Source organism: Gottschalkia purinilytica (assembly GCF_001190785.1).
Lineage (GTDB): Bacteria > Bacillota > Clostridia > Tissierellales > Gottschalkiaceae > Gottschalkia_A > Gottschalkia_A purinilytica.
In genome coordinates, this window is the sequence record NZ_LGSS01000004.1 from 216,154 (window position 1) to 240,354 (window position 24,201).

Annotated in this window: 15 protein-coding genes; 2 read left to right on the plus strand and 13 right to left on the minus strand. The window is 29.2% G+C overall.

Features of this window, described 5'->3' with window-relative positions; genetic code table 11:
* Positions 1-113: 113 nt before the first annotated feature.
* The 4 genes from nifJ to uvrC form a co-directional block, all read right to left on the minus strand.
* Positions 114-3,656: a pyruvate:ferredoxin (flavodoxin) oxidoreductase gene (nifJ, locus tag CLPU_RS05875; RefSeq protein ID WP_050354722.1), complete on the minus strand. Its 3,543-nt coding sequence runs from the start codon at positions 3,654-3,656 to the stop codon at positions 114-116.
* A 181-nt stretch (positions 3,657-3,837) separates the two neighbouring features.
* On the minus strand, positions 3,838-4,587 hold the full coding sequence (locus CLPU_RS05880; protein ID WP_050354723.1) for a phosphatase: 750 nt from the start codon (positions 4,585-4,587) through the stop codon (positions 3,838-3,840).
* A 36-nt stretch (positions 4,588-4,623) separates the two neighbouring features.
* Complete coding sequence (gene hprK / locus CLPU_RS05885; RefSeq protein WP_050354724.1) at positions 4,624-5,574, minus strand: HPr(Ser) kinase/phosphatase; 951 nt, start codon at positions 5,572-5,574, stop codon at positions 4,624-4,626.
* A gap of 20 nt (positions 5,575-5,594) precedes the next feature.
* Positions 5,595-7,451, minus strand: a complete 1,857-nt coding sequence (uvrC, locus tag CLPU_RS05890) for an excinuclease ABC subunit UvrC (RefSeq protein ID WP_050354725.1) — start codon at positions 7,449-7,451, stop codon at positions 5,595-5,597.
* 116 nt (positions 7,452-7,567) lie between these two features.
* Between uvrC and CLPU_RS05895 the strand changes: the two genes are divergently transcribed.
* Positions 7,568-8,260: a hypothetical protein gene (locus tag CLPU_RS05895; RefSeq protein ID WP_050354726.1), complete on the plus strand. Its 693-nt coding sequence runs from the start codon at positions 7,568-7,570 to the stop codon at positions 8,258-8,260.
* Positions 8,261-8,543: 283 nt separating this feature from the next.
* Here CLPU_RS05895 and CLPU_RS05900 read toward each other — a convergent pair whose 3' ends face one another.
* The 3 genes from CLPU_RS05900 to uvrB form a co-directional block, all read right to left on the minus strand.
* A complete protein-coding gene (locus CLPU_RS05900) occupies positions 8,544-9,074 on the minus strand; it encodes a YcxB family protein (protein WP_050354727.1) in 531 nt (176 codons plus the stop codon).
* A 224-nt stretch (positions 9,075-9,298) separates the two neighbouring features.
* Positions 9,299-12,121: an excinuclease ABC subunit UvrA gene (gene uvrA, locus CLPU_RS05905; RefSeq protein ID WP_050354728.1), complete on the minus strand. Its 2,823-nt coding sequence runs from the start codon at positions 12,119-12,121 to the stop codon at positions 9,299-9,301.
* Positions 12,122-12,139: 18 nt separating this feature from the next.
* Positions 12,140-14,116 (minus strand): excinuclease ABC subunit UvrB, encoded by a 1,977-nt coding sequence (gene uvrB / locus CLPU_RS05910; protein ID WP_050354729.1) that lies wholly within the window; start codon positions 14,114-14,116, stop codon positions 12,140-12,142.
* 415 nt (positions 14,117-14,531) lie between these two features.
* Between uvrB and CLPU_RS05915 the strand changes: the two genes are divergently transcribed.
* Positions 14,532-16,109: a putative periplasmic lipoprotein gene (locus CLPU_RS05915; RefSeq protein ID WP_050354730.1), complete on the plus strand. Its 1,578-nt coding sequence runs from the start codon at positions 14,532-14,534 to the stop codon at positions 16,107-16,109.
* A gap of 13 nt (positions 16,110-16,122) precedes the next feature.
* On the opposite strand, the gene CLPU_RS05920 is transcribed toward CLPU_RS05915, so the two are convergent.
* From CLPU_RS05920 to ftsE, 6 genes are all read right to left on the minus strand, one after another.
* Positions 16,123-17,361 (minus strand): PDZ domain-containing protein, encoded by a 1,239-nt coding sequence (locus tag CLPU_RS05920; RefSeq protein ID WP_050354731.1) that lies wholly within the window; start codon positions 17,359-17,361, stop codon positions 16,123-16,125.
* 55 nt (positions 17,362-17,416) lie between these two features.
* Positions 17,417-18,652 (minus strand): S41 family peptidase, encoded by a 1,236-nt coding sequence (locus tag CLPU_RS05925; RefSeq protein ID WP_050354732.1) that lies wholly within the window; start codon positions 18,650-18,652, stop codon positions 17,417-17,419.
* Between the two features lie 254 nt (positions 18,653-18,906).
* Complete coding sequence (locus tag CLPU_RS05930; RefSeq protein ID WP_050354733.1) at positions 18,907-20,121, minus strand: murein hydrolase activator EnvC family protein; 1,215 nt, start codon at positions 20,119-20,121, stop codon at positions 18,907-18,909.
* 202 nt (positions 20,122-20,323) lie between these two features.
* A complete protein-coding gene (locus tag CLPU_RS05935) occupies positions 20,324-21,670 on the minus strand; it encodes a murein hydrolase activator EnvC family protein (protein WP_050354734.1) in 1,347 nt (448 codons plus the stop codon).
* A 23-nt stretch (positions 21,671-21,693) separates the two neighbouring features.
* Positions 21,694-22,599: a permease-like cell division protein FtsX gene (gene ftsX, locus CLPU_RS05940; RefSeq protein WP_235436115.1), complete on the minus strand. Its 906-nt coding sequence runs from the start codon at positions 22,597-22,599 to the stop codon at positions 21,694-21,696.
* Complete coding sequence (ftsE, locus tag CLPU_RS05945; RefSeq protein ID WP_050354735.1) at positions 22,583-23,269, minus strand: cell division ATP-binding protein FtsE; 687 nt, start codon at positions 23,267-23,269, stop codon at positions 22,583-22,585. The genes ftsX and ftsE overlap by 17 nt, the downstream gene beginning before the upstream one ends.
* Positions 23,270-24,201 lie beyond the last annotated feature (932 nt).

A 24,201-nucleotide genomic window follows, 5' to 3' on the forward strand; every position in this document is an offset into this window, starting at 1 on the left:
TTTTTATTTATATTATTAATTATTTTTATAAGCATATATTAAGTTATTTATTCTTAATATAAAAAACGAGTAGTTTTAAAACTACTCGTTTTTTTACTTATATTAGAATTATATTAGTTTGACTTCTCAGCCATGCTTTTATATAATTCATATCTTTCTTTTGCTTCTTTTTCTGCTTTTTCAAATAGAGCTTCAGCTGCTTCTGGGAACATCTTAGCTAGAGAAGTATATCTTACTTCACTTTTTATGAAATCCTTAAATGATCCTTTTGGTTCTTTAGAATCAAGAACAAATGGATTTTTACCTTGATCTTTTAATTCTGGATTGTGTCTATATAAATGCCAGTATCCAGAATCAACTGCTTTTTTCTCTTGAGCTACTGTACGTCCCATACCTTCTCTTATACCATGAGCGATACATGGTGCGTAAGCTATTATTAAAGATGGTCCATCGTATTTTTCAGCTTCTACTAATGCTTTCATAAATTGATTTTTATCTGCACCCATAGCAACTTGAGCAACATATACATATCCGTATGAAGCAGCTATCATACCTAAGTCTTTCTTCTTAACTTTTTTACCTGAAGCTGCAAATTTAGCAACAGCAGCAGTTGGTGTAGATTTTGAAGATTGACCTCCAGTATTTGAGTAAACTTCAGTATCTAAAACTATTACATTTATGTTTTCTCCTGAAGCTAACACATGATCTAGTCCGCCATAACCGATATCATATGCCCATCCGTCTCCTCCGACGATCCATGTTGATTTCTTAATTAGATAGTCTTTCTTTTCTTCTACTTCTTTTAATATTTCTTTAGCTCTTTCATCTTTTATATCATTGTTAGATAGTATATAAAGTATCTTAGCTGTAGCTGCTTTTGAAGCATCAGCATCTTCTTTTCCTTCTATCCATGATTTAAATGCTTCTTTTACTTCGTCTGAAACATCTAGTGTAAGAATTTCATTGCTTAAATCTTCTATTCTATTTCTCATTTGTTTGATTGCTATTGCTATACCATATCCAAACTCAGCGTTGTCTTCAAATAAAGAGTTAGCCCAAGCAGGTCCTTTTCCTTCTGCATTTTTACAGTATGAAGTTGAAGGTGCTGATCCTCCCCAAATTGATGAACAACCTGTAGCATTAGCTATAACCATTCTATCTCCGTATAGTTGAGTTATAGTCTTAATGTATGCAGTTTCTCCACAACCTGCACAAGCCCCTGAGAATTCAAGAAGTGGTTGAGCAAATTGACTACCTTTTACAGTATTTAATGACATTAAGTCATCTTTAATACTAACTTTATTTACTGTGTATTCCCAATTCTCTGCTTCTAATTCAACTTGTTCTTCAGCTGGTTTCATTATTAATGCTTTTTCCTTAGCTGGACAAATGTCAGCACAGTTTCCGCATCCTGTACAGTCTAAAGGTGATACTTGCATACGATATTCTAATCCTTCAAGACCTTTTCCTAATGCTTTCTTAGTTTTTAATCCTTCAGGAGCATTAGCTCTTTCTTCTTCGTTTAATAAGAATGGTCTTATAGTTGCGTGTGGACAAATAAATGAACATTGGTTACATTGAATACACTTATCTATTTGCCATTCTGGTACAGTAACAGCTATTCCACGTTTTTCATAAGCAGTAGTTCCATTAGGGAATCTACCATCTTCTGCTCCTACAAATGTACTTACTGGAAGATTATCGCCTTCCTGTCTACTTATAGGCTCTAGTACATTTTTAATAAAGTCTGGTTTATTATCATCTTCAACCTTCTCTTCATTTTCACTTAAAGATGCCCAGCTTGATGGTACATCAACTTTAACTAATGCATTTAACCCTTTATCAACTGCTTCGTAATTCATTTGTACTACTTTATCGCCTTTTTTACCATATGCTTTAACTATTGCATCTTTTAGATATTTAACTGCATCTTCTATTTCTATAACATTAGCTAGTTTGAAGAATGCAGATTGCATTACCATGTTAATTCTGTTTCCTAGTCCTATCTCTCCTGCTATGTCTGTAGCATTTATAATATATAGATTAATGTTATTTTCAGCTATATATTTCTTTAAGCTATTTGGTAATTTTTCGTCTAATTCATCAGCTGACCATAAGCAGTTTAATAAGAATGTTCCTCCCTGCTTTAGTCCTTTTAATAAATCATATTGATTAACATATGCTTGGTTTGAGCATGAAATAAAGTCTGCTTCTTCAACCAAGTAAGTTGATCTTATAGGTTGTTTACCAAATCTTAAGTGAGATATAGTTACCCCTCCAGACTTCTTAGAGTCATATGAGAAGTAAGCTTGAGCATACATATCAGTGTTATCTCCGATGATCTTAATAGCACTTTTATTAGCTCCAACAGTACCGTCTGATCCTAATCCCCAGAACTTACATCTGATAGTTCCTTCTGGTTCTGTTTTTATTGAATCTTTTATTTCTAATGATTTATTAGTTACGTCATCATTTATTCCTATTGTAAAGTCATTAGCTGGTTTTTCTGATTTTAAGTTATCAAATACAGCTTTTATTTGTGATGGAGTAGTGTCTTTTGAACCTAGCCCGTATATTCCTCCTACTACAAGTGGAGCGTTTTCCTCATCATAGAATAAAGAACGTACATCTAGATAAAGTGGTTGACCTATTGCTCCTGGTTCTTTAGTTCTATCTAATACAGCTATTTTCTTAACTGTTTTAGGTAATACATCAAAGAAATATTTAGAAGAGAAAGGTCTATATAAGCGAACTTTTATTAGTCCTACTTTTTCTCCTTTTGCAACTAAATAATCTATAGTTTCTTCTATAGTTTCATTTACGGAACCCATAGATACTATTATATTTTCTGCATCTTCAGCTCCATAGTAGTTAAATGGTTTATAATCTCTTCCTGTTATTTTGTTGATTTCTTTCATATAGTCATTTACTATATCTGGAACTGCGTCATAGAATTTATTTGAAGCTTCTCTAGCTTGGAAAAATATATCAGGGTTTTGAGCAGTACCTTTTGTAACAGGATGTTCTGGATTCAATGCTCTGTTTCTGAATTCGTTTATAGCCTCATAGTCGACTAATTTAGCAAAGTCATCATACTCTATTACTTCTATTTTTTGAATTTCGTGTGAAGTTCTAAATCCGTCAAAGAAATGTAAAAACGGTATTTTAGATTTGATAGTTGCTAAGTGTGCTACACCAGCTAAGTCCATACTTTCTTGAACACTACCTGATGCTAATAAAGCAAACCCTGTTTGTCTAGCAGACATAACGTCTTGGTGATCACCAAATATAGATAGTGCATGACTTGCTAAAGCTCTAGCACTTACGTGGAATACACTTGGAAGTAATTCACCTGCTATTTTATACATATTTGGAATCATTAGTAATAAACCTTGTGAAGCTGTATAGGTAGTAGTTAAGGCACCTGCTGATAATGATCCATGAACTGTCCCTGCTGCTCCAGCTTCTGATTGCATTTCAACAACTTTGACTGTTTGTCCAAAGATGTTTTTCTTTCCACTAGCTGCCCATTCATCAACTACTTCTGCCATATTAGAAGATGGAGTTATAGGATATATACCTGCTACTTCTGTGAATGCATATGATACGTATGCCGCTGCAGTATTACCATCCATCGTCTTCATTATTTTTGTCATATAAAAGAACCTCCTTAAAAGTTCAAACCTTTTACATATTACATACTGTATACAATATCTTTTTATACCTTAAGTATAGTAAACCTTATGATTAAAGTCAATAAGTATAAATCAAAATATACCCTTATATAGTATTTAAAAATACAATAATTCCTAAAGAGCTATAAAATTATTTTATATACTATATTTTAGGCGTAGATTCAGAATCTAAAAATCTTATTTTTTCTTTTGTCTTTAGATAATTTATAAATTTTTCTGGTGATAAATTCATTATTAAATTTGGTGGCATTTCTACTTTTTGTAATACTTCCATAGCTTTTTCACATCTTCCCACATCAAAGGCTATATGTGAGTCACTACCAACAATTATTTCAACACCATTTTCTTTACATAGTTTAGCTACATGAATACAATTTTCTAAACTACCTACTCTACTTGAAAGAAAAGAGCTATTGTTAATTTCTATAAGAGTAGATGTCTCTTTTGCACCTTTAACAAATGTTTCATAATCAATAGGAAAAATTGGATTACCAGGATGTCCTATTATATCTACATATTTATTTTTCATAGCCTTTAATAATGCTTGAGTATTTTCTTCTTTAGTTCCTGGATTTAAACATACATTATGAAGTGATGCTATAACAACATCTAAAGTTGATAGTATTTCATCCGAAACATCTAGCTTTCCATTATAGTCTATTATATTAGCTTCTACTCCCCTTAAAATAGTCACTCCATATATCTTTTCTGGAATAACTTTTTGATTAAATATATGAAAAACATTTGGACCCCCTGGCATATCTGGCCCATGATCTGTAATCCCTACTATTTCTAACCCCTTATTATGAGCTTCTTTAGCAATTTCTATAACAGTGCTATATGCATGACCACTTGAAATGGTATGACAGTGTGTATCTATTAAAAATTTCAAGATATTCACTCCTTTGTTTTACAATAAAATATTATTTTAACTGTTTGTACCTTCATTTAACATTTTCTTTCTTTTCTCAAGTTCTTCTCTTAGCTTTCTATCTAGTTCCACTGCTGCATTATATCCAAATTGTTTTTGTCTAGCATTTCTCGCTGCTACTTCTACAATCATAGCTAAATTTCTACCTGGTTGAACTGGTACCGTAATCTTCGGTATCTTTATACCTAGTATATCCATATAGGACTCATCAAATCCAACTCTATCATATTCTTTTTGTTGATCCCAATGTTCTAGTTCTACTACTAGATCTATAGCTTCCCATGTTTTTACAGCTCCAACCCCATATAATCTTTTTATATCTAATATTCCGATCCCTCTTATCTCCATAAAATGTCTTATAAGAGCTGGTGATGTTCCTTTTAACATTTCTTCTGTATTTGTTATTTCTACAGCATCATCTGCGACTAGCCTATGACCTCTTTTTATAAGTTCCAGTGCAGTTTCACTCTTACCAACACCACTCTTCCCCATAATTAATACACCCATTCCAAATACTTCTACCAAAACTCCATGTATAGTTATCCTAGGTGCTAACACATCTTCTAAATATGCCATAAGCTTGCTTATGAATTTTGTAGTTGGAAGATCAGTTCTAAAAATAAGTCTCTCGTATAATTTTGCTAATTCTACTATTTCCGGAAAAATATCTAGTTTCCCAGTAACTACCGTAGCAGGTATGGGATATTGAAAAAACTTTTCAAGTCTATTTCTTCTAGTTTCTTTATCTAACGATAATAGGTATTCTTTCTCTTGATTACCCATTACCTGTATTCTTTCATATATAAAGTAGTCTAAAAATCCTGTTAGTTGTAACCCAGGTCTATTTAATTCTATACCAGATATACTTACTTTTTCTACTCCCTCTGGTCTATATATTATTTCTAAATTCATATGTTTCATTAGTTCATGTATTGGAATTGATTGCATAAATACACCCCTATCATATGTTATTTTTTGAAAAAGTTATATACCTCTTCTGCCACCTTTTTATTCATTCCCTCAATGGAAGCTAGCTCATGTACAGAAGCATTTCTTATGTTTTCAATTGTTCCAAATTCCTTTAATAGAATCTTTTTTCTCTTTTCTCCTATTCCTGGTATATCATCTAATACTGATTGCATAAGATTCTTTGTTCTTAAACTTCTATGATAACTTATTGCAAATCTGTGTGCTTCATCTTGTATTCTAGTTATTAATTTAAATCCACTACTTCCTACCGGTAATATAACTTCTTTCCCCTCATATATAATTCCTCTTGTTCTATGAAAATCATCTTTCACCAAACCACAAGTTGGTATATTTATACCCAGTTTTTCTAATACTTTTTTTGCAATATTTACTTGTCCTTTTCCTCCATCTATCATTATCAGTTGAGGAAAAACAGAAAAGCTTTCTACGTTTATTTTATTTTCAAGTAGCATTTGTTTTTCTTTAAGTCCCCTATCGAATCTTCTATATATCACTTCCTCCATGCTACTATAATCATCTGGACCTATGACTGATTTAATTTTAAATCTCCTATAGTCTCTATTTTTAGGTAGTCCATCTTCAAATACTACCATTGATCCAACTGATTGTACTCCTTGAATATTAGATATATCAAATGCTTCTATTCTTCTTGGTATATATTCTAATTTTAACGCATCAGCAATTTCTCTTAAAGATTTTTCATTATCATTTTTTTTCTTTTTTATTCTGTCTGAATATTGATTAAGAGTATCCAAAGCATTTTTTCTTACCATTTCCATAAGTTCATTTTTATCCCCACGTTTTGGAACTTTCAACACTACTTTAGACCCTCTTTTGTCCCTTAACCACTTACTTATCGTATCGACATCTTCGATCTCTTCTTCTAACAATATTTCTTTAGGAATATAGGAAGTACCTAGATAAAATTGCTTAACGAATGAACTTAATATTTCTTCTCTTTCCATATGTTCAGTATTATCTATCATGTAGTGTTCTCTTCCCATAATTTTTCCCGATCTAACAAAGAAAACTTGAACACATACTTCATCTATTCCTCTTGCCATTCCTATAATATCTTGATCTATTAAAGTTGCTGATACTATTTTTTGTTTTTCAAGTATATGTCTTAATGAATTAATCTGATCTCTATATTTAGCAGCACTTTCAAAATCCAATTCTTTAGAAGCATTATTCATTTTTTCTTCTATTATCTCTATAAGCTTATCTTCTTTTCCATTTAAGAACATTAATATTTCATTTATCATTTCCATGTATTTATCATAATCAACGTGCTCATAACATGGGCCTAAGCATTTTCCTATGAAATAATTTAAGCATGGTCTTTGAAGTTTAGGTCCATCATCTAAATTAAGTTTACATGTCCTTATATGATATAAATTGTGTATAATATCTAATGTATCGTTAACTGCTCCTGTACTAGTATATGGACCAAAATATTTAGCTCCATCCTTAAGTATTTTTCTTGTCTTTATAACTCTCGGATATTTTTCATTAGTAGTAATTTTTATATAAGGATACTGTTTATCATCTCTTAATAAAATATTGTACTTTGGCTTATGTTTTTTTATAAGATTTGCTTCTAATATGAGTGCTTCTACTTCTGTATCTGTTATAATATACTCAAATTCTGATATATTTTTTACCATTGCATTCACTTTTGGCGTATGATTTTTAGAAGACTGAAAATATTGTCTGACTCTTTTTTTTAATGAAATTGCTTTACCAACATATATTATCTGTCCTTCATTATTTTTCATTAAGTATACGCCTGGTTTATCTGGCAGTTTTTTTAACTCTTCTTCTATATTAAACAAGTATTATCACCCTTTTTAAGGAATATTACTATAATTCATAATAACATAATTGATGAAAAAATAAAATTTGAATATAATTAGAAAGTAACACTTTAATTAACTAAGGAGGCTGTAAAATGTCAACAACCAAAAGAACAATCGTATTTATAGTATCTCTTTTTGCTACTATAATATTTACTTCAATATTGTCTACTTTTTTAGCAAATATGATTAATAATTTTAGTTTAGATCTTATAAATAATATTATAAACCCTTTATATCTAACGCTAATATTATTTTTCTTTATGTTATGTCAATCTTTCATTAAATATATGTTTTCAAAAAAGATGCTATCATCTAATTCGGTTCTATTATCTACTAATATTACAGGTGTTAGCAAAAAATCTAAAATAACTTTATATTTCATAGTAGCTTTAATTTACTTTAGTAGTTCATATAGAAATTTTAGCCTAGATTATTTATTTTTTATAAAAATACTAATACTTATATTAACATTTCTAGTCTTAGAAATGCTTTTAAGACTTTCTAATAAAAAACTTAAGGCCTATTTTTTATCAGACGGTATTTTAATCTCTGGATTTGACATAAAGATAGACGTTCCACTGGGTGTAAAGACAAATATATATAATGATTATGGTTTTTATGAGTATATATATATCGAAGGATACACTATGCAATCTAACTCTATTGAGTTTATTTTAAAAGATAGTATGGGAAAAATAAACGTTAAGATAAATGAAGATATAAAAAGAAAAATACTTGGAATCATGAACAAGCATAATATCCCTAAAAAGAAATTTAAAAAATAACTTATTAATAATTATTTATAAATTATAGCTTATATATTAGTTGAAAAATAAAGTAGCCTATAATATTAGTTTTATTATGGCTACTTTAAAAACTATAATAACTTATCTCTTATACCGTTCATATCTCTTTCTTATGACTTTCAAATCCAAATCATTACTTTTTCTATATAAGATTCCGTCTACAATACTCTTTTCAAATGTATTACTACACAAAAATATTTCATCTCTGACTTGCTCTTATCATTTATTAAAAATCTTTATATTTAAATCACATTATACATTTTTATGATAGGGTCTTTTCATAAAGTAGCTTTATTTTCTTTACAAATTCTTCTTTTTCAGTTTCATCTTTAAATGCTGAATTAGGAACAATTACTGCTGAAACGGCGCTAATATATATGTAAATATGTTTTTTATCTAATTCTATCGACTCTATTTCTTTTAGATTAATCTTAGCTTCTCCTTTATCGCTTTTTTCAATAATATAATCTTCCGTTATCTCTAAAGTTACACTTAAAGGTACGGCACTATTCTTTCCTTCATTAAGCATTTTAGATATTCTTCTCGCTACCATCCACTTAGCATATTTTTCATACAGAGCTATCCATAATATAGATGCAGGTATAAACCAACACAACCAATACCATATGGGTATTCCACTGGATAAAGAAAAAGGATAAGGTATTAATAAAAATATTATAGGAAATAAGTATTTCTGTATTATTAAAGATCTTCTCATTGTTCTAGAATGTTTAATGTGAAACATATTGAAATCTATGTGGTCTTGTTTTTCAATAATATAATTAAGCTGCATATTGTTCTCCTTAATAATTCTTGATTATATTCTTAGATCATTAATTTTAATAAAAAATATCTAAAACTTATTTTAGGTATTTCCTATTATTAAATCTTGTCTTAAAGCTCTTTTAATTGATATATTATTTTTATAGAGGATTAATAAAAGTCATTTATCTTTTTAATGACATTTTATTAATCACTCTATTATCAATAATCTTTATATAATATGATTTTAAATATTTAAGACAGTACCTTACTTAAAAAATGTCCTGTATAAGACTCAGGTACTTTACATACTTCTTCTGGTGTTCCTTGAGCTACTATAGTTCCACCTTTATCTCCACCTTCTGGTCCTAAATCTATTATATAGTCAGATATCTTTATTACATCTAAGTTATGTTCTATAACTACTACTGCATTTCCAGCATCTACTAGCTTATTTAATACTTTTATAAGCTTATGAACATCTGCTGTATGAAGTCCTGTTGTTGGTTCATCTAGTATATATAAAGTTTTTCCTGTACTTCTTTTACTTAACTCTGTAGCAAGTTTTATTCTTTGAGCTTCTCCCCCTGATAATTGAGTAGATGGCTGACCTAATTTTATATATCCTAGTCCTACTTCATTCATAGTCTCTATTTTTCTTTTTATACTTGGAATATTATCGAAAAATTCTAATGATTCCTCTACAGTCATATCTAAAATTTCAGATATTGTCTTCCCTTTATATTTTACTTGTAGTGTCTCTCTATTATACCTTTTTCCCTTACATACTTCACAAGGTACATATACATCTGGTAAAAAGTGCATTTCTATTTTTATGATTCCATCACCTTTACAAGCTTCACACCTTCCACCTTTTACATTAAAACTAAATCTTCCTTTTTGATAACCTCTAGATTTAGCTTCTGGTGTCATTGAAAATACATCTCTTATCTGGTCAAAAACACCTGTATATGTTGCAGGATTTGATCTAGGTGTTCTACCTATAGGTGATTGATCTATTTCTATTATTTTGTCTATGTTATCTATACCTTTTATAGTTTTATGCTTTCCTGGTTTCTGTTTTAGCCTATGAAGCTTTTGAGCTAATCCTTTGTATAGTATTTCATTTATTAGCGTACTCTTTCCTGAACCCGAAACTCCTGTTATAGATGTAAATACACCTAGTGGAATTTTTACATTAACATTTTTTAGATTATTTTCACTAGCACCTACAACTTCTATCCAATTTCCATTAGGTTTTCTTCTTTCTAAAGGTACCTCTATTTTTTTCCTTCCACTTAGATATTGTCCTGTTATAGATTCCTCACATTTCTTAATTTCCTCTACAGTACCTTGAGCTATTATATGCCCTCCGTGTACTCCTGCACCTGGTCCAATATCTACAATGTGATCAGCACAATACATTGTATCTTCATCATGTTCAACTACTATAAGCGTATTTCCCAAATCTGTAAGATTTCTTAAGGTTTTTAAAAGTCTGTCGTTATCTCTTTGATGAAGTCCTATACTTGGCTCATCTAATACATATAATACCCCTACTAAACTAGACCCTATTTGTGTTGCAAGTCTAATTCTTTGAGATTCTCCTCCTGAAAGAGTTCCTGCATTTCTTGAAAGTGTAAGATAATCTAATCCAACATCTACTAAAAACTTAAGTCTTTCTCTTATTTCTTTTAATATTTGATTTGCTATAATTTCTTCTTTTTCTGAAAGTTTTAGATTGTCTATAAAATCTAATGCTTGTCTTACCGATAATTTTGTAAAATCAGTTATATTTAATTCATTTATTTTTATAGCTAAGATCTCTGGCTTTAATCTTGAACCACCACATTTAGGACAGTCTTTTATACTCATAAAGCTTTCTATCTTTTCCTTCATATATTCAGAAGAAGTCTCTCCATATCTTCTTTCTAAATTAGGTACTACACCTTCAAAAGTCCCTTCATAAGTTTTCCATCCACTAAATCTACTATCAAATTCAAATTTAACTTTTCTTTCTCCTGTCCCATATAGTATTTCATCTATAAATTCTTTTGGAGCATCTTTTAAAGGTGTATCTAAGCTTACATTATGATACTCAGCTATTGATTTAAACATTTGAAAATAATATGTTTCATCAGAAGTATTTGAAAAAGGCGCAATAGCTCCTTGGTTTATAGATAAATTTTGGTTTGGTATAACCAATTCTGGGTCTACTTTCATATGGCTACCTAATCCATTACAAGTATTACACATTCCAAAAGGACTGTTAAAAGAAAACATTCTAGGTGAAATTTCATCTATTCCTATCCCACAATCTGGACATGAAAACTTTTGGCTAAATAAAAGCTCTCTTTCGCCTATAACATCTACTATAGCTAATCCATCACTAAGCTTTAATACTGTTTCTAATGAATCTGTAAGTCTTTGTTCTATTCCTTCTTTTACTATTATTCTATCTACTACAACTTCTATAGAATGTTTTTTATTTTTATCTAATTTTATTTCTTCTCCTAGATCTTTAGTTTCCCCATCTATTCTAACTCTGACAAATCCTTCTTTACGTATATTTTCTAATATTTTTTGATGTTCTCCTTTTTTTCCTCTTACAATAGGAGCTAAAAGCTGAATCTTTGTTCTTTCTTCAAGTTCTAATATTTGATCTACCATCTGATCTATAGTTTGAGAAACAATTTCTTTCCCACATTTATAACAATAAGGTGTCCCTATTCTTGCAAATAAAAGTCTTAAGTAATCGTAAATCTCAGTTACTGTACCTACTGTAGATCTTGGATTTCTATTTGTAGTTTTTTGATCTATCGATATAGCAGGTGAAAGTCCCTCAATATATTCAACATCTGGCTTTTCCATTTGTCCTAAAAATTGTCTAGCATATGATGAAAGACTTTCAACATATCTTCTTTGACCTTCTGCATATATAGTATCAAAAGCTAAGGAAGACTTTCCTGAACCACTTAAACCCGTAAATACTATAAATTTATCTCTAGGTATCTCTAAGTCAACATTTTTTAAATTATGTTCTTGTGCTCCCTTTACTATAATCTTGTCTTTAGCCATCTAAGTCACCTCATTAATTTAGTTAGTCATTTTCTTTAATTCTTCTATTTTATCTCTAAGTTCTGCTGCTCTTTCAAACTGTAAGCTTTCAGCAGCTTCCATCATTTCTGTTTCAAGCTTGGCTATAGCATCATTAATGTCTTCTACTGAAATATTTTGAGAAGTATCTACTCCATATTTTTCTGACTCTTCAGCTACTTTAGTTGCTTCTATAACATCTCTAATTCCTTTTTCTATAGTTTTAGGAACTATTCCATGTTCTTCATTATATTCAGTTTGAATTTTCCTCCTTCTGTTTGTTTCATTTATAGCATTTCTCATTGAATTTGTAATTTTATCAGCATACATTATAACCTTACCTTCGGCATTTCTAGCAGCTCTACCTATTGTTTGTATCATAGATGTTTCAGATCTTAAAAATCCTTCTTTATCAGCATCTAATATTGCTACTAAAGATACTTCTGGTATATCTAGTCCTTCTCTTAAAAGGTTGATTCCAATCAACACATCAAACTTTCCTAATCTCAAATCTCTTATTATTTCCATACGCTCTATGGTCTTAATATCTGAGTGAAGATATTTAACTTTAATACCTATTTCTTTAAAATAGTTAGTAAGATCTTCTGACATTTTCTTAGTAAGAGTTGTTATAAGCACTCTCTCATTTCTTTCTGTTCTAATATTTATCTCTTTAATTAAATTATCGATTTGATTTTTAGTTGGTCTTACCTCTATTTCTGGATCTAATAGTCCAGTAGGTCTAATAATTTGTTCTACTATTTCTTGAGAATGTTCTAATTCATAAGGTCCTGGTGTAGCACTCACATACAATATTTGATTAATATGATCCTCAAATTCATCAAACTTTAATGGTCTATTGTCTAAAGCCGATGGTAATCTAAATCCATAATCTACTAATGTCATTTTTCTAGAACGGTCACCTGCATACATACCCCTTACTTGAGGTATAGTAACATGTGATTCATCTATAATCATAAGATAATCTTCTGGGAAGTAATCTAATAATGTATATGGCTTACTTCCTGCGGGTCTTCCACTTATATGTCTTGAATAGTTTTCTATTCCTTGACAAAATCCCATTTCCCTAAGCATTTCTATATCATACATAGTTCGTTGTTTTAGTCTTTGAGCTTCAAGAAGCTTATCTTCACTTTCTAACTCTTTTAATCTCTCTTCTAATTCTATTTCTATAGTCTTTATAGCTCTCTCAACTTTATCTTGGGATGTAGCAAAGTGAGAAGCAGGAAATATAGATATATGGCTTCTAAGGCCTATTATTTCTCCAGTAAGTGCATTAACTTCTGTTATTCTATCTATTTCATCTCCAAAAAACTCAACTCTTATAGCATTTTCATTAGAGGAAGCTGGGAATATCTCTATAACATCGCCTCTTACTCTAAAAGTTCCCCTCACAAAATTTATGTCATTTCTTTCGTATTGAATATCTATAAGCTTCCTAATGACTTCTTCTCTATCTTTAGTCATACCTGGTCTTAGTGATACTACTAGATTTTCATAGTCAATAGGGTCACCAAGTCCATATATACATGAAACACTAGCGACTATTATTACATCTTTTCTATCAAACAATCCAGCAGTCGCAGAGTGTCTTAATTTATCTATTTCATCATTTATAGATGCATCTTTTTCTATATAAGTATCTGTATGTGGAACATATGCTTCTGGTTGATAGTAATCATAATAACTCACAAAATATTCTACTGCGTTATCTGGAAAAAACTCCTTAAACTCACTAGCAAGCTGTGCAGCTAAAGTCTTATTATGTGCAATTATTATTGTAGGCTTCTGAACTTTTTCAATTATATTTGCCATTGTAAAAGTTTTTCCCGATCCAGTAACCCCTAATAATGTTTGCTGTTTTACACCTTGCAATATTCCTTTACTTAATTTTTCTATAGCTTGAGGTTGATCCCCAGTTGGTTTAAACTCCGATTTTATTTTAAATTTATCCAAATTATCACCTCTATTTATGTGTGCATTTATTTATCAATAAAAATTCTGGTATATATTTTAAAAGTATATCATATACTTTTTTTATTCGTTATAAATAGATATATAAATCCATAAATTACAAAAAGTTTTTTAAATATATCCTCTGTATAACAAGTTAACTATATAGTATCTATCTATTATCAAAGTATAAAAATATATTATTAAGTAATCTCTCAAACATAATTATAAATAGTACAAGTTTTAAAAATAATAATATTTCTGAACATTTGTTCGTATTAATTATATATTTTGTTCCAGAATAAGTCAATATGAGTGATACAATAAAATATTAAAATACTTATAATAGACTTTTAAAAGGTATTTAATCTATTTTGTTGAATAATGTATATAATGATAGAAAGTGGAGGTGACGTCAGTGAGAAAATCATTATTAGTATTTTCTGTCGTTTTAACTTTGTCAGGTTGTAGCCAAAAAAACACTTTAACTAATATGTTAAGTAATAGTAAAAATGAAAATAAGTCTATAGAAAATAATATTGATTTTACAGTAGAGAAAACTACTCTTTCTAAAGGATATAATCTAACAGAACCCAATGTAGAAGTTGTTAAGGATTCTTCAGATTCACTGATTTTAGCTAATTTGGGCATTTTAGAATGCTCTGATATTAAAGTTGATAAAATAACAGAATATAATAACCAAGTAAATATATATACAAGTATTATAAATGATAAAGAAAATGATAGTATTGTTGTTCCTCAAATACTAATAAATATGAAGAATATACCAAATGCTAATCTTAAAGATTTAACTTTCAACATAGTAAGGTCTAATTATGAAACAATAAATCTAAATCATAGTATCAATCAATCTCTAGATACAATATACAATCAATTTAATTTATCTCCTACCTCTATACCGCAAACTACGCTTACGAAAGAAAGAGATCGATATTATTGGGATATTCAAATTTTAAATGCGTTTAAAAAAGAAGATTTAGATAGTTCTATAGTTAATTTTAGTACAAGAGTTGATTCTTTCACAGGAAAGCTTATAAATACTAATGAAAATAATATCTCTAACATAATAGATAAAGGAAACATACTAAACTTTACTGAAAATAGATTTTTATTATATGCTCAAAAATCATATATAAATAAAAAGGCTGTGGAAACTTTATGGATATATGATACAGAAACTAATATCAAGAAAAAGATATTTTTAACCGATAAGTCTATTGTTAAAGCCAATCTTAATTTAAACTTAAATAAAGTAGCTGTTATTGAAAGTATAGATAACATTACTTCACTATCTGTCATAGATTTAAATAATCTTTATGTCAAAGAGTTATCTTCAGGAAAACATAATAATACTAGTAATATAAAATGGCATAATAATGATCTTTATGCTATTGTTAATGATAAAAATAATCTTTCATCTATTATTTCATATGATATTAATACTAATAAAGAAAATATTATTTATTCTAGTAAAACAAAGCTATCAACATTTGATTTAATAGATAATTCTATTTTATTTTCAACTTTTAATGAAGATAAGAGTTTATCAGAAGTGTTTATTTATAATGAAAATGAAAAACCATTGAAAATTGATAACGGAACAAATGCAAAGTTTATTGATAAAAATAAGGTTATGTACATAAAAGAAAATAAAGATATCTCTAATATATATTTATATAATATAAAAGAAGATAATAAAGATTTATTAACAAATCAAAACATAATAAACTATTCTTTTAAAAGCAAAGATGACATTTATTTTATTGGAAAAAACAAAGATAATATGAACTTTCTGTTACTTACATATAATTATAAAAATAATGTTATTTCTCCTATATCTAATTGGATAAGTAACAACATATACTATAGTCCTTATAATAATATGATATATTTTAGTATAACTCCACCTGAATCAAATTCTGGTAATGAAACAATATATTCTATTAACATCAACAACTTACATAAAAAAGATTAAAATTAAAGGAAGCTTATATGTTAAAGCTTCCTTTAATTTTGGTAAATATCTTCTGAATTGTAGTTTTATCTTGTAATTTAAATACAATGTTTGAGTTCTGCGGAACTATTAATATTCCTAAGTCAGACACTCCTCTTTTAGAGTTTTTATATATTTGACTGACTATCTTGCCATTGTTATTATAATAGCTAATAAATATAGAAGTTGGAAAACGAGATAATATTTCAATTATATCTACTTTGCTATTAATATTTTTACCATTCATTGATACTATAACATTCCCTGATTTTATTCCTAATTTTTCTCCAACACTATTAGGTAGTATATCTAAAACTCTTACTCCTCTTGTAGTAGGAGTGAAAAAAGGATCTTTATTTAATTCCTCTCTATTATTTTTTCTAATTATAATTTCATGAGCTATTGGTGCAAATAAAACTACTATATATTTGAAAATATATATTTTTATGGCAATGATTGACAATAAAATAAGACTTAGACTAAATAGAAATAAGTCTTTTGAAATTTTTCTTTTCTTTGTTTTACAATCTTTTGTTATAGTATTATCTCCATATCCTAAAATTGCAACAACTCCTGTTATAGCATATGAAATCTCATTAATATAGCTAGATACTTCCTGTTTAGCAAATAGTGGCCACCAGCTTGGCATATCAACAAAGTTATTATTTATTCCTTGAGATATAGCTAAAAGCATAGTAATAGGTATAGGCCAATATCTTGCCATATTAAAAGCTCCCACTACTACTCCTTTTTTCTCAAGAAACATAGGTATTTTAATTCTATCTCCATCAATTAGCACTAAAAAGCTTTCTACCAAATGTAGTATTCCTACAACAGCCATTAAACTTGGTATATTAACGTTTAATTTCCCTGTTAATAAACTTACTATACCAATTAATCCACCTGAGTAAGCAAAACATACAAATCTTTGATCTATTAACATTAATACGATAGAAACTAAAAGTGCATAGTTAAAGTCTTTTATTTCTATAGTTACTCCTAATAGCATTATCACTAAACTTCCTATTACTCCTCCTATTATTCCAAATATTATTGAAGTTACTATTCTATAAAAAATACTCTCTTTATTTCTTCCTAATATTTGCTTTTCAAGTTTTGATAATTTTTTATATTGAATATATAAAACTATGGATATTATAATAAGTGAAGGTGATTTTATTACTGTTAATATATTCAGTATAATAATCTCAAGTATCTTAAAAATATTTCCCATATAGCACCCCTGTATATGTAAATATAGCCATTAGATATACTAATGGCTAACTTTATTACTGTAATTTTTCTTTTAATACTTCTATTGATTTTTGAAGCTGAGTATCATCTTGAATCTTTTCAGGTCCGATCTGTTCCACACCTTTTGGTAACTCTACAACTATATCTGGCTTTACTCCCTTTTTATGAATACTTCTTCCTTTAGGTGTAAAGTATTCTGATACTGTTAACTTAAATCCTGATCCATCTGGTAATTTCTTAACTCTCTGAACAATTCCTTTTCCAAATGTTTTAGTTCCTATAATTACTCCAGTCTTTGTATCTTGAATCGCTCCTGCAAGTATCTCAGAAGCACTAGCACTATGATCATTAACTAGTAAAGCCAAAGGTAAATCTAGTTTCTTTCCGTTCGATTTTGTATATTCTCTTTTTTTATCTTTAGTTTCTGTATATACTATAGTTCCTTTACCCATAAGTTCATCAGCTATTTTAGTAGAAATATCTAGTATTCCTCCTGGATTATAACGAATATCTAAAACTAATGCCTTCATGCCATCCTTTTGTAGAGATTTTAATTCTTTTTTAAAGTCATCATAAGTCAGTTCATCAAATGAGCTTATTCTTATATATCCTATTTTATTTTCCAGCATTTTAGATTCTACTGTTTCAGTTCTTACTTCTTCTCTAGTTATTTCTTTATCTAAATACTCTGGATTACCATTTTCATTTTGTCTTAGTATTTTAATTTTAACTTTTGTACCAGGCTCACCTTTCATTAACTTTGTAGCCTCGTTTAATTTATCTCCTTTAAATTCCTTAACTTCTTTTCCATTTATCCTTACAATTTTATCTCCCTTTTTTATTCCAGCTCTTTCTCCAGGAGCACCTTTCATTGGTTCTACTACAGTTACATTATTATCTTTTCCCAATGTTACTACTAATCCTACACCACCAAATACTCCTTGAGTATCTTCCATAAATCTTTGAAATTCTTCTTTATTCATATATATAGAGTATGGATCCCCTAATGATTGAAATAGTCCTTTTAGCTGTCCGTCTTCTAAATCTTTTTCTTTTACATTTTCTAAGTAATTGTCTTCTATAAATGATTCAAGTGCTGATACTTTAGAATATCTATTATAACTTCTCACAAGATCATTATATTGACTTCTTTCCACTATTACCTTTTGACCCATAGGTATTTGAATAATATTACTAACTGCAAATGTAGACAAACTAGTTATAATAACAAGTACAATTGCACCAACTGTTGCTTTTCGTTTAGATATCATAAATTCACCTCTAAGTTGCTATTTGTATTTGATTTTCATTAAATGGTTTTTCTATATTATATCACCTTAACTTTATTTTTACAAAAAGTCAGTTAATAAAATCTATATTATAATACTATATATTTTATTCTTGACAAATTTTTTCTATTTTTACATCAAGTTATGCTCTATTTTAATTATTTTTTAATAATCCTTAAATAACAAAGAGTAAGGACTTGTCCTTACTCTTTGCAAATATCTTATTATTCAATTAATTATCTTACATAAGGTAGTGGATTTGTATGAGAGCCATTTATTCTTACTTCAAAATGACAGTGAGGTCCTGTAGCTACTCCTGAACTACCAGCCTTAGCTATAACTTGTCCTCTTGATACTTTCTGACCTGCTGAAACAACTAAGCTTGAATTATGTGCATATAATGTTGATTTTCCATTTCCATGAGATATTACTACAGTATTACCATATGCGCCCATATTTCCTGCTGTTAATACCGTACCATCATCCGCAGCTACTATGTTAGTTCCTGTCGGAGCTGGAATATCTATACCTGAGTGAAATTTAGTTTTTCCATATACAGGATGATTTCTATATCCGTATGGAGAGCTTATACTACTACGTCCAGGAACTGGCCATACCATTCCACTACTTGAAACTGATCCCGGATCTACCTGTTTAGATTCTGCTGTAGAGCCACCACCACTATGTACTGTATTAGATGAGCTTCTATTTGAATTACTATATTTCTTTGCATCTAATGCTTGCTCCATTTTTTGAATTTGTGAAGTAAGCTGTTCTGCAGTTTCATTTAATTTATCATATTGTCTTTCCATTTCAGCCGTATCTTGTTCTATGCTTCTCATAAGTTTTTCTTTAGCTCTAGTAGCTATTACTAATTCATTCTTTTTAACTTCTATCTTCTTTTTTGCAATAACTACATTGCTTTGTTGTGTCTCTAAAGTTTTCTTTTTATCCTGTATTTTTTGTCTTTCTTCTTTTATTTCCTTAATTAGTTTATTATCATGTCCAGCTATACTTTTAACCATATCGAGTCTAGTAAAGAATTCTGTTATATCTTTTGATCCCAATAAAACTTCTAAATATCCTACATTACCATTTTTATACATAACCCTTACTCTGGAGTTAAACGTATCTTTTTTTTCCTCTAACTTTTTCTCAGATTGTTGTAATTCTATCTTTGTCGTATTAATTTCTTCATTCAATTTAGAAAGTTGTTCTTCCACCTGTCCTAGTTCATTGCTAGTTTGTGTTACTTGTGAATCTAAGCTTTGAATTTCTCTAGATAAATTACTTGATTGTTTTTTATTTTGGTCAATCTTTTCTTTTATTGTTCCAATCTTAGAATTTGTATCTTTAAGTTTTCCCTTATTGTCTTTTATTCCACTTGCATATGCTAACCCATTGGCACATAATGTTAATGCTATAACTGAACAAACTATCTTCTTTTTCATGAAATCTCTCCCTTTTACTACTCACATATTAGTTTTTTGTAATATCTATAATCTCTAACATATATATTGAACTCCCATTGCAACGAACATTATAACTATATTAGAAATAGTTTTTGGGGAGCTATCTTAATCTTTGTTACATTGAAAAAGTAAGGGTGTACCCTTACTTTTTATGTACAATTCAACATTAATTTCATTTATCCTATCTTACATAAGGTAATGGATTTGTATGTTTACCATTTATTCTTACTTCAAAATGACAGTGAGGCCCTGTAGAATTTCCTGTACTACCAGCTTTAGCTATAACTTGTCCTCTTGATACTTTTTGTCCTACTGAAACAACTAAGCTTGAATTATGTCCATATAATGTTGACTTACCATTTCCATGAGATATTATAACGGTATTACCATATCCGCTCATCCATCCTGCAGATAGTACCACTCCATCACCTGCAGCTACTATACTAGTGCCTGTAGGAGCTGGAATATCTATTCCTGAATGGAACTTAGTTTTTCCAAATATAGGATGGTTTCTATATCCATATGGAGAACTTATTGAGCTATGTCCAGGAACTGGCCAAGTCATCCCACTGCTTGAAACTGAGCCTGGATTAGGCGTTGTATCTGGCTTTTCTGTTGAATTACTACCAGTATTTGTTGTATTATTAGACGATGAATTAGATGTTCCCTTAGAGTTATTAGAGTTAGAAGTAGAATTAGAAGTAGAATTAGAAGAACCTGTAACTTTATTTTGTGATGAATTATTAGTTTGTTGTTGAGCTCTTTGTTGAGCCTGTTCTTTTGCTGCTCTTTCAGCTGCTTGCTTTGCTGCTAATTCCTGTTCCATTTTTTGAATTTGTGAAGTAATCTGTTCCGCAGTTTCATTTAATTCATCATATTGTCTTTCCATTTCAGCTGTATCTTGTTCTATGTTTCTCATAAGACTTTCTTTAGCTCTAGTAGCTATAACTAGCTCATTTTTCTTAGTTTCTATTTTTTTCTTTGTAGCAGCTACATTACTTTGTTGTGTTTCTAGAGTTTTCTTCTTAGCTTCTATCTTTTGTCTTTCTTCCTTCATGTACTTGATTAGTTCATTATCATGTCCTGCTATACTTTGAACCATATCAAGTCTAGTGAAAAAATCTCCTATATCTTTTGATCCTAGTAAAACTTCTAAATATCCTACATTTCCATTTTTATACATAACTCTTACTCTTGAGTTAAACGTATTTTTTCTTTTTTCTAGATCTTTTTCAGCTTTTTGTAGATCTGCTTTTGTAGTGCTAATTTCTTCATTTAACTTGTTAAGCTGTGCTTCAACTTGTCCTAATTCATTACTCGTTTGTATTATTTGTGAATCTAAATTTTGGATTTCATTAGATATATTATTTGCTTGTTTCTTATTTTGATTAATTTTTTCCTTAATTGTTCCCATTTGAGAATTTGTATCTTTGAGTTTTCCTTTACTATCTTTTATACCACTTGCAAATGCCAATCCATTAGCACATAATGTTAATGCTATCACTGAGCATACTATTTTCTTTTTCATAAAAAAACTTCCTCCCTTGATACTTATACCCTTAAGAATTTTCTTAGTGACACTATACTACCTAGCATTCCTATTCCAACTCCTATTGCTACGAACATTATGGATATATCTCCGAATAATTTCTCTGGAGCTATCATATAAACTGTGAGTATTACGTATAATCTTTCATTTATAAACGAAAATAAATATTTATACCCATAAAATACTACTAATATTGAAAATAATGTTCCTATTAATCCAAGTAGAACACCTTCTAATATAAAAGGTCCCCTTATGAAGCCATTTGTAGCACCTACATATTTCATAATACCTATTTCTTTTCTTCTAGCTGTAACAGTAATTTTTACAGTATTTGAAATAATAAATACTGATACAAACACAAGAATAGCTATAAGTATTAATCCACCTAATCTAACAAAACTAGCTACACTCATAAGTTTTTCTACTATGTCTCTATAATATTTTATATCCTCTATACCATTTATTTTTTCTAACTGCTTTGCTACACTATCAGACTCTTCCATATTATCAAGTGTTACCATAAAAGAGTTTGGCAGAGGATTTTCTTTTTCTAATCCATCTAGTAAATATGCTTGCTCTTTCCATTCTCTTTCCATAGACTTTAGAGCTTGTGATTTTGATTGAAATGTTGTTTCTGCTACTCCATCTATATTTTTAATATCTTGCTGTACTTTATCAATATCTTCTTGTTTAAGACCATCTTTAACATAAACTTGGATCTTATCAAACTGATCTTTGGTTGTATTGGTTATACCATTTATATTTAATATAAGAATCAATGTCATACCTAATATAACTAGTGTAGCAGCAACAGATCCTATAGATGCAATACTCATAGTTCTATTACGCCAAATACTAGTAAAACTACTTTTTAGCATACTCAAAAACATTCTAAGCATCATAGCCATACACACCCTTCTCTTCATCTCTTACAATTCTTCCATCTTCTAATGCTACAACTCTTCTTTTCATGAAATTTACAATTTCTTTTGCATGTGTGGCCATAACTACTGTAGTTCCTCTTCTATTTATCTCTTTTATTACCTTCATAACCTCCCAAGCTGTATCTGGATCAAGGTTACCTGTAGGCTCATCTGCAATAAGTACCGATGGCTTATTAACTATAGCTCTTGCTATAGCTACCCTTTGATGTTCTCCACCTGAAAGCTGATCAGGATAACTATTCATTTTATTCCCAAGACCAACCATTTCTAAAACTTTTGGTACTTGTTTCTTAATTTGTCTTGTAGATGCTCCTATAATCTCCATAGCAAAAGCTACATTTTCAAAAACTGTTTTATTCGGAAGAAGTCTAAAATCTTGAAAAACAACTCCTAAGCTTCTTCTTATATAAGGAATTTTTCTATTTTGAGCTTTTGTTATATCTTCATTATTTAAAAGTATTCTTCCTGCAGTAGGTTCTACTTCTTTCAAAAGAAGTTTTATAAGAGTAGATTTACCAGCTCCACTAGATCCTACTACAAATACAAAATCACCTTTTTTTATTGTCAAATTTATATTTGCTACAGCTTTTACGCCATTCTTATATTCTTTACTGATGTTGATATATTCTATCACCATATCACTCCTGTTCTACATTACCTAGCACGATTTTCATGTATACACATTTTATTACTATACACTAACTTGTCCTTTTAGTAAAATCCCTCTGATCTTCATAATATATTAAATACATCATTATACACAATAATGTTCTAAAATATTAGAATATCCTCAAAATCCATTTATTCCTTTAGATTTACCCAATCATTAAAATAATGCTAGAATTATCTTTTCCAAGATTATTTGTCAAATGGTTTATCATCCCACTACTTGTCCAATATCTATATAAGCAAATTCAATCTATTCATATTTTAACTATATTAGTTAAGTTGTTATCAAAGTTCTACAGATACCTATTTTTCGTAACAAACATACTCTATGTAAAAAATAAGTTGTTTGAATGTAATCATTAATTATTCTATAGTCTATATTATAATACTTTTTTGTCATAGTTTTGTAACTAAAAGGACAGGAGATATTACTATTATACGTTATCTCCTGCTCTTATCTAAAAAATCCTCTTGTTTCTTGTATATTTGAGCTAATATATAGATTTTTCACTTTCTTTGTCATATAAATGTATTCTATCCATGTCAAATACAAGTTTTATGTCTCTAGATTCATATTATATCTTCTTGAATCTACTCTAAAAGTAAAGCTTTTTCAATCAATGCTTACATATAAGTAACTTTCTGAATTCATAATTTCTATAACTGCCATATTAGCTATTATGTTATTGTTTTAAGTACCTTCTGTTGATTTTTCACATTCTAAAAATTCAGATAAGACCATAAATTCTTTATCTTTATTTGTAAATTAAGGTTATTTACTGCTGTCATATATCTTATACATATTTTTAATTTTAAGCCCAAACACTAGAATTCCTCCTAGCTATCATTTTATGTAATAATTTTACTACAATATATAAACTATTACTATTATCAAAT

Coding starts and splice junctions, on each gene's coding strand:
- nifJ (WP_050354722.1), bottom strand. CDS start 3,656: ATGACAAAAATAATGAAGACGATGGATGGTAATACTGCAGCGGCATAC.
- hprK (WP_050354724.1), bottom strand. CDS start 5,574: ATGCAATCAATTCCAATACATGAACTAATGAAACATATGAATTTAGAA.
- CLPU_RS05895 (WP_050354726.1), top strand. CDS start 7,568: ATGTCAACAACCAAAAGAACAATCGTATTTATAGTATCTCTTTTTGCT.
- CLPU_RS05900 (WP_050354727.1), bottom strand. CDS start 9,074: ATGCAGCTTAATTATATTATTGAAAAACAAGACCACATAGATTTCAAT.
- uvrA (WP_050354728.1), bottom strand. CDS start 12,121: ATGGCTAAAGACAAGATTATAGTAAAGGGAGCACAAGAACATAATTTA.
- CLPU_RS05920 (WP_050354731.1), bottom strand. CDS start 17,361: ATGGGAAATATTTTTAAGATACTTGAGATTATTATACTGAATATATTA.
- CLPU_RS05925 (WP_050354732.1), bottom strand. CDS start 18,652: ATGATATCTAAACGAAAAGCAACAGTTGGTGCAATTGTACTTGTTATT.
- CLPU_RS05930 (WP_050354733.1), bottom strand. CDS start 20,121: ATGAAAAAGAAGATAGTTTGTTCAGTTATAGCATTAACATTATGTGCC.
- CLPU_RS05935 (WP_050354734.1), bottom strand. CDS start 21,670: ATGAAAAAGAAAATAGTATGCTCAGTGATAGCATTAACATTATGTGCT.
- ftsX (WP_235436115.1), bottom strand. CDS start 22,599: ATGGCTATGATGCTTAGAATGTTTTTGAGTATGCTAAAAAGTAGTTTT.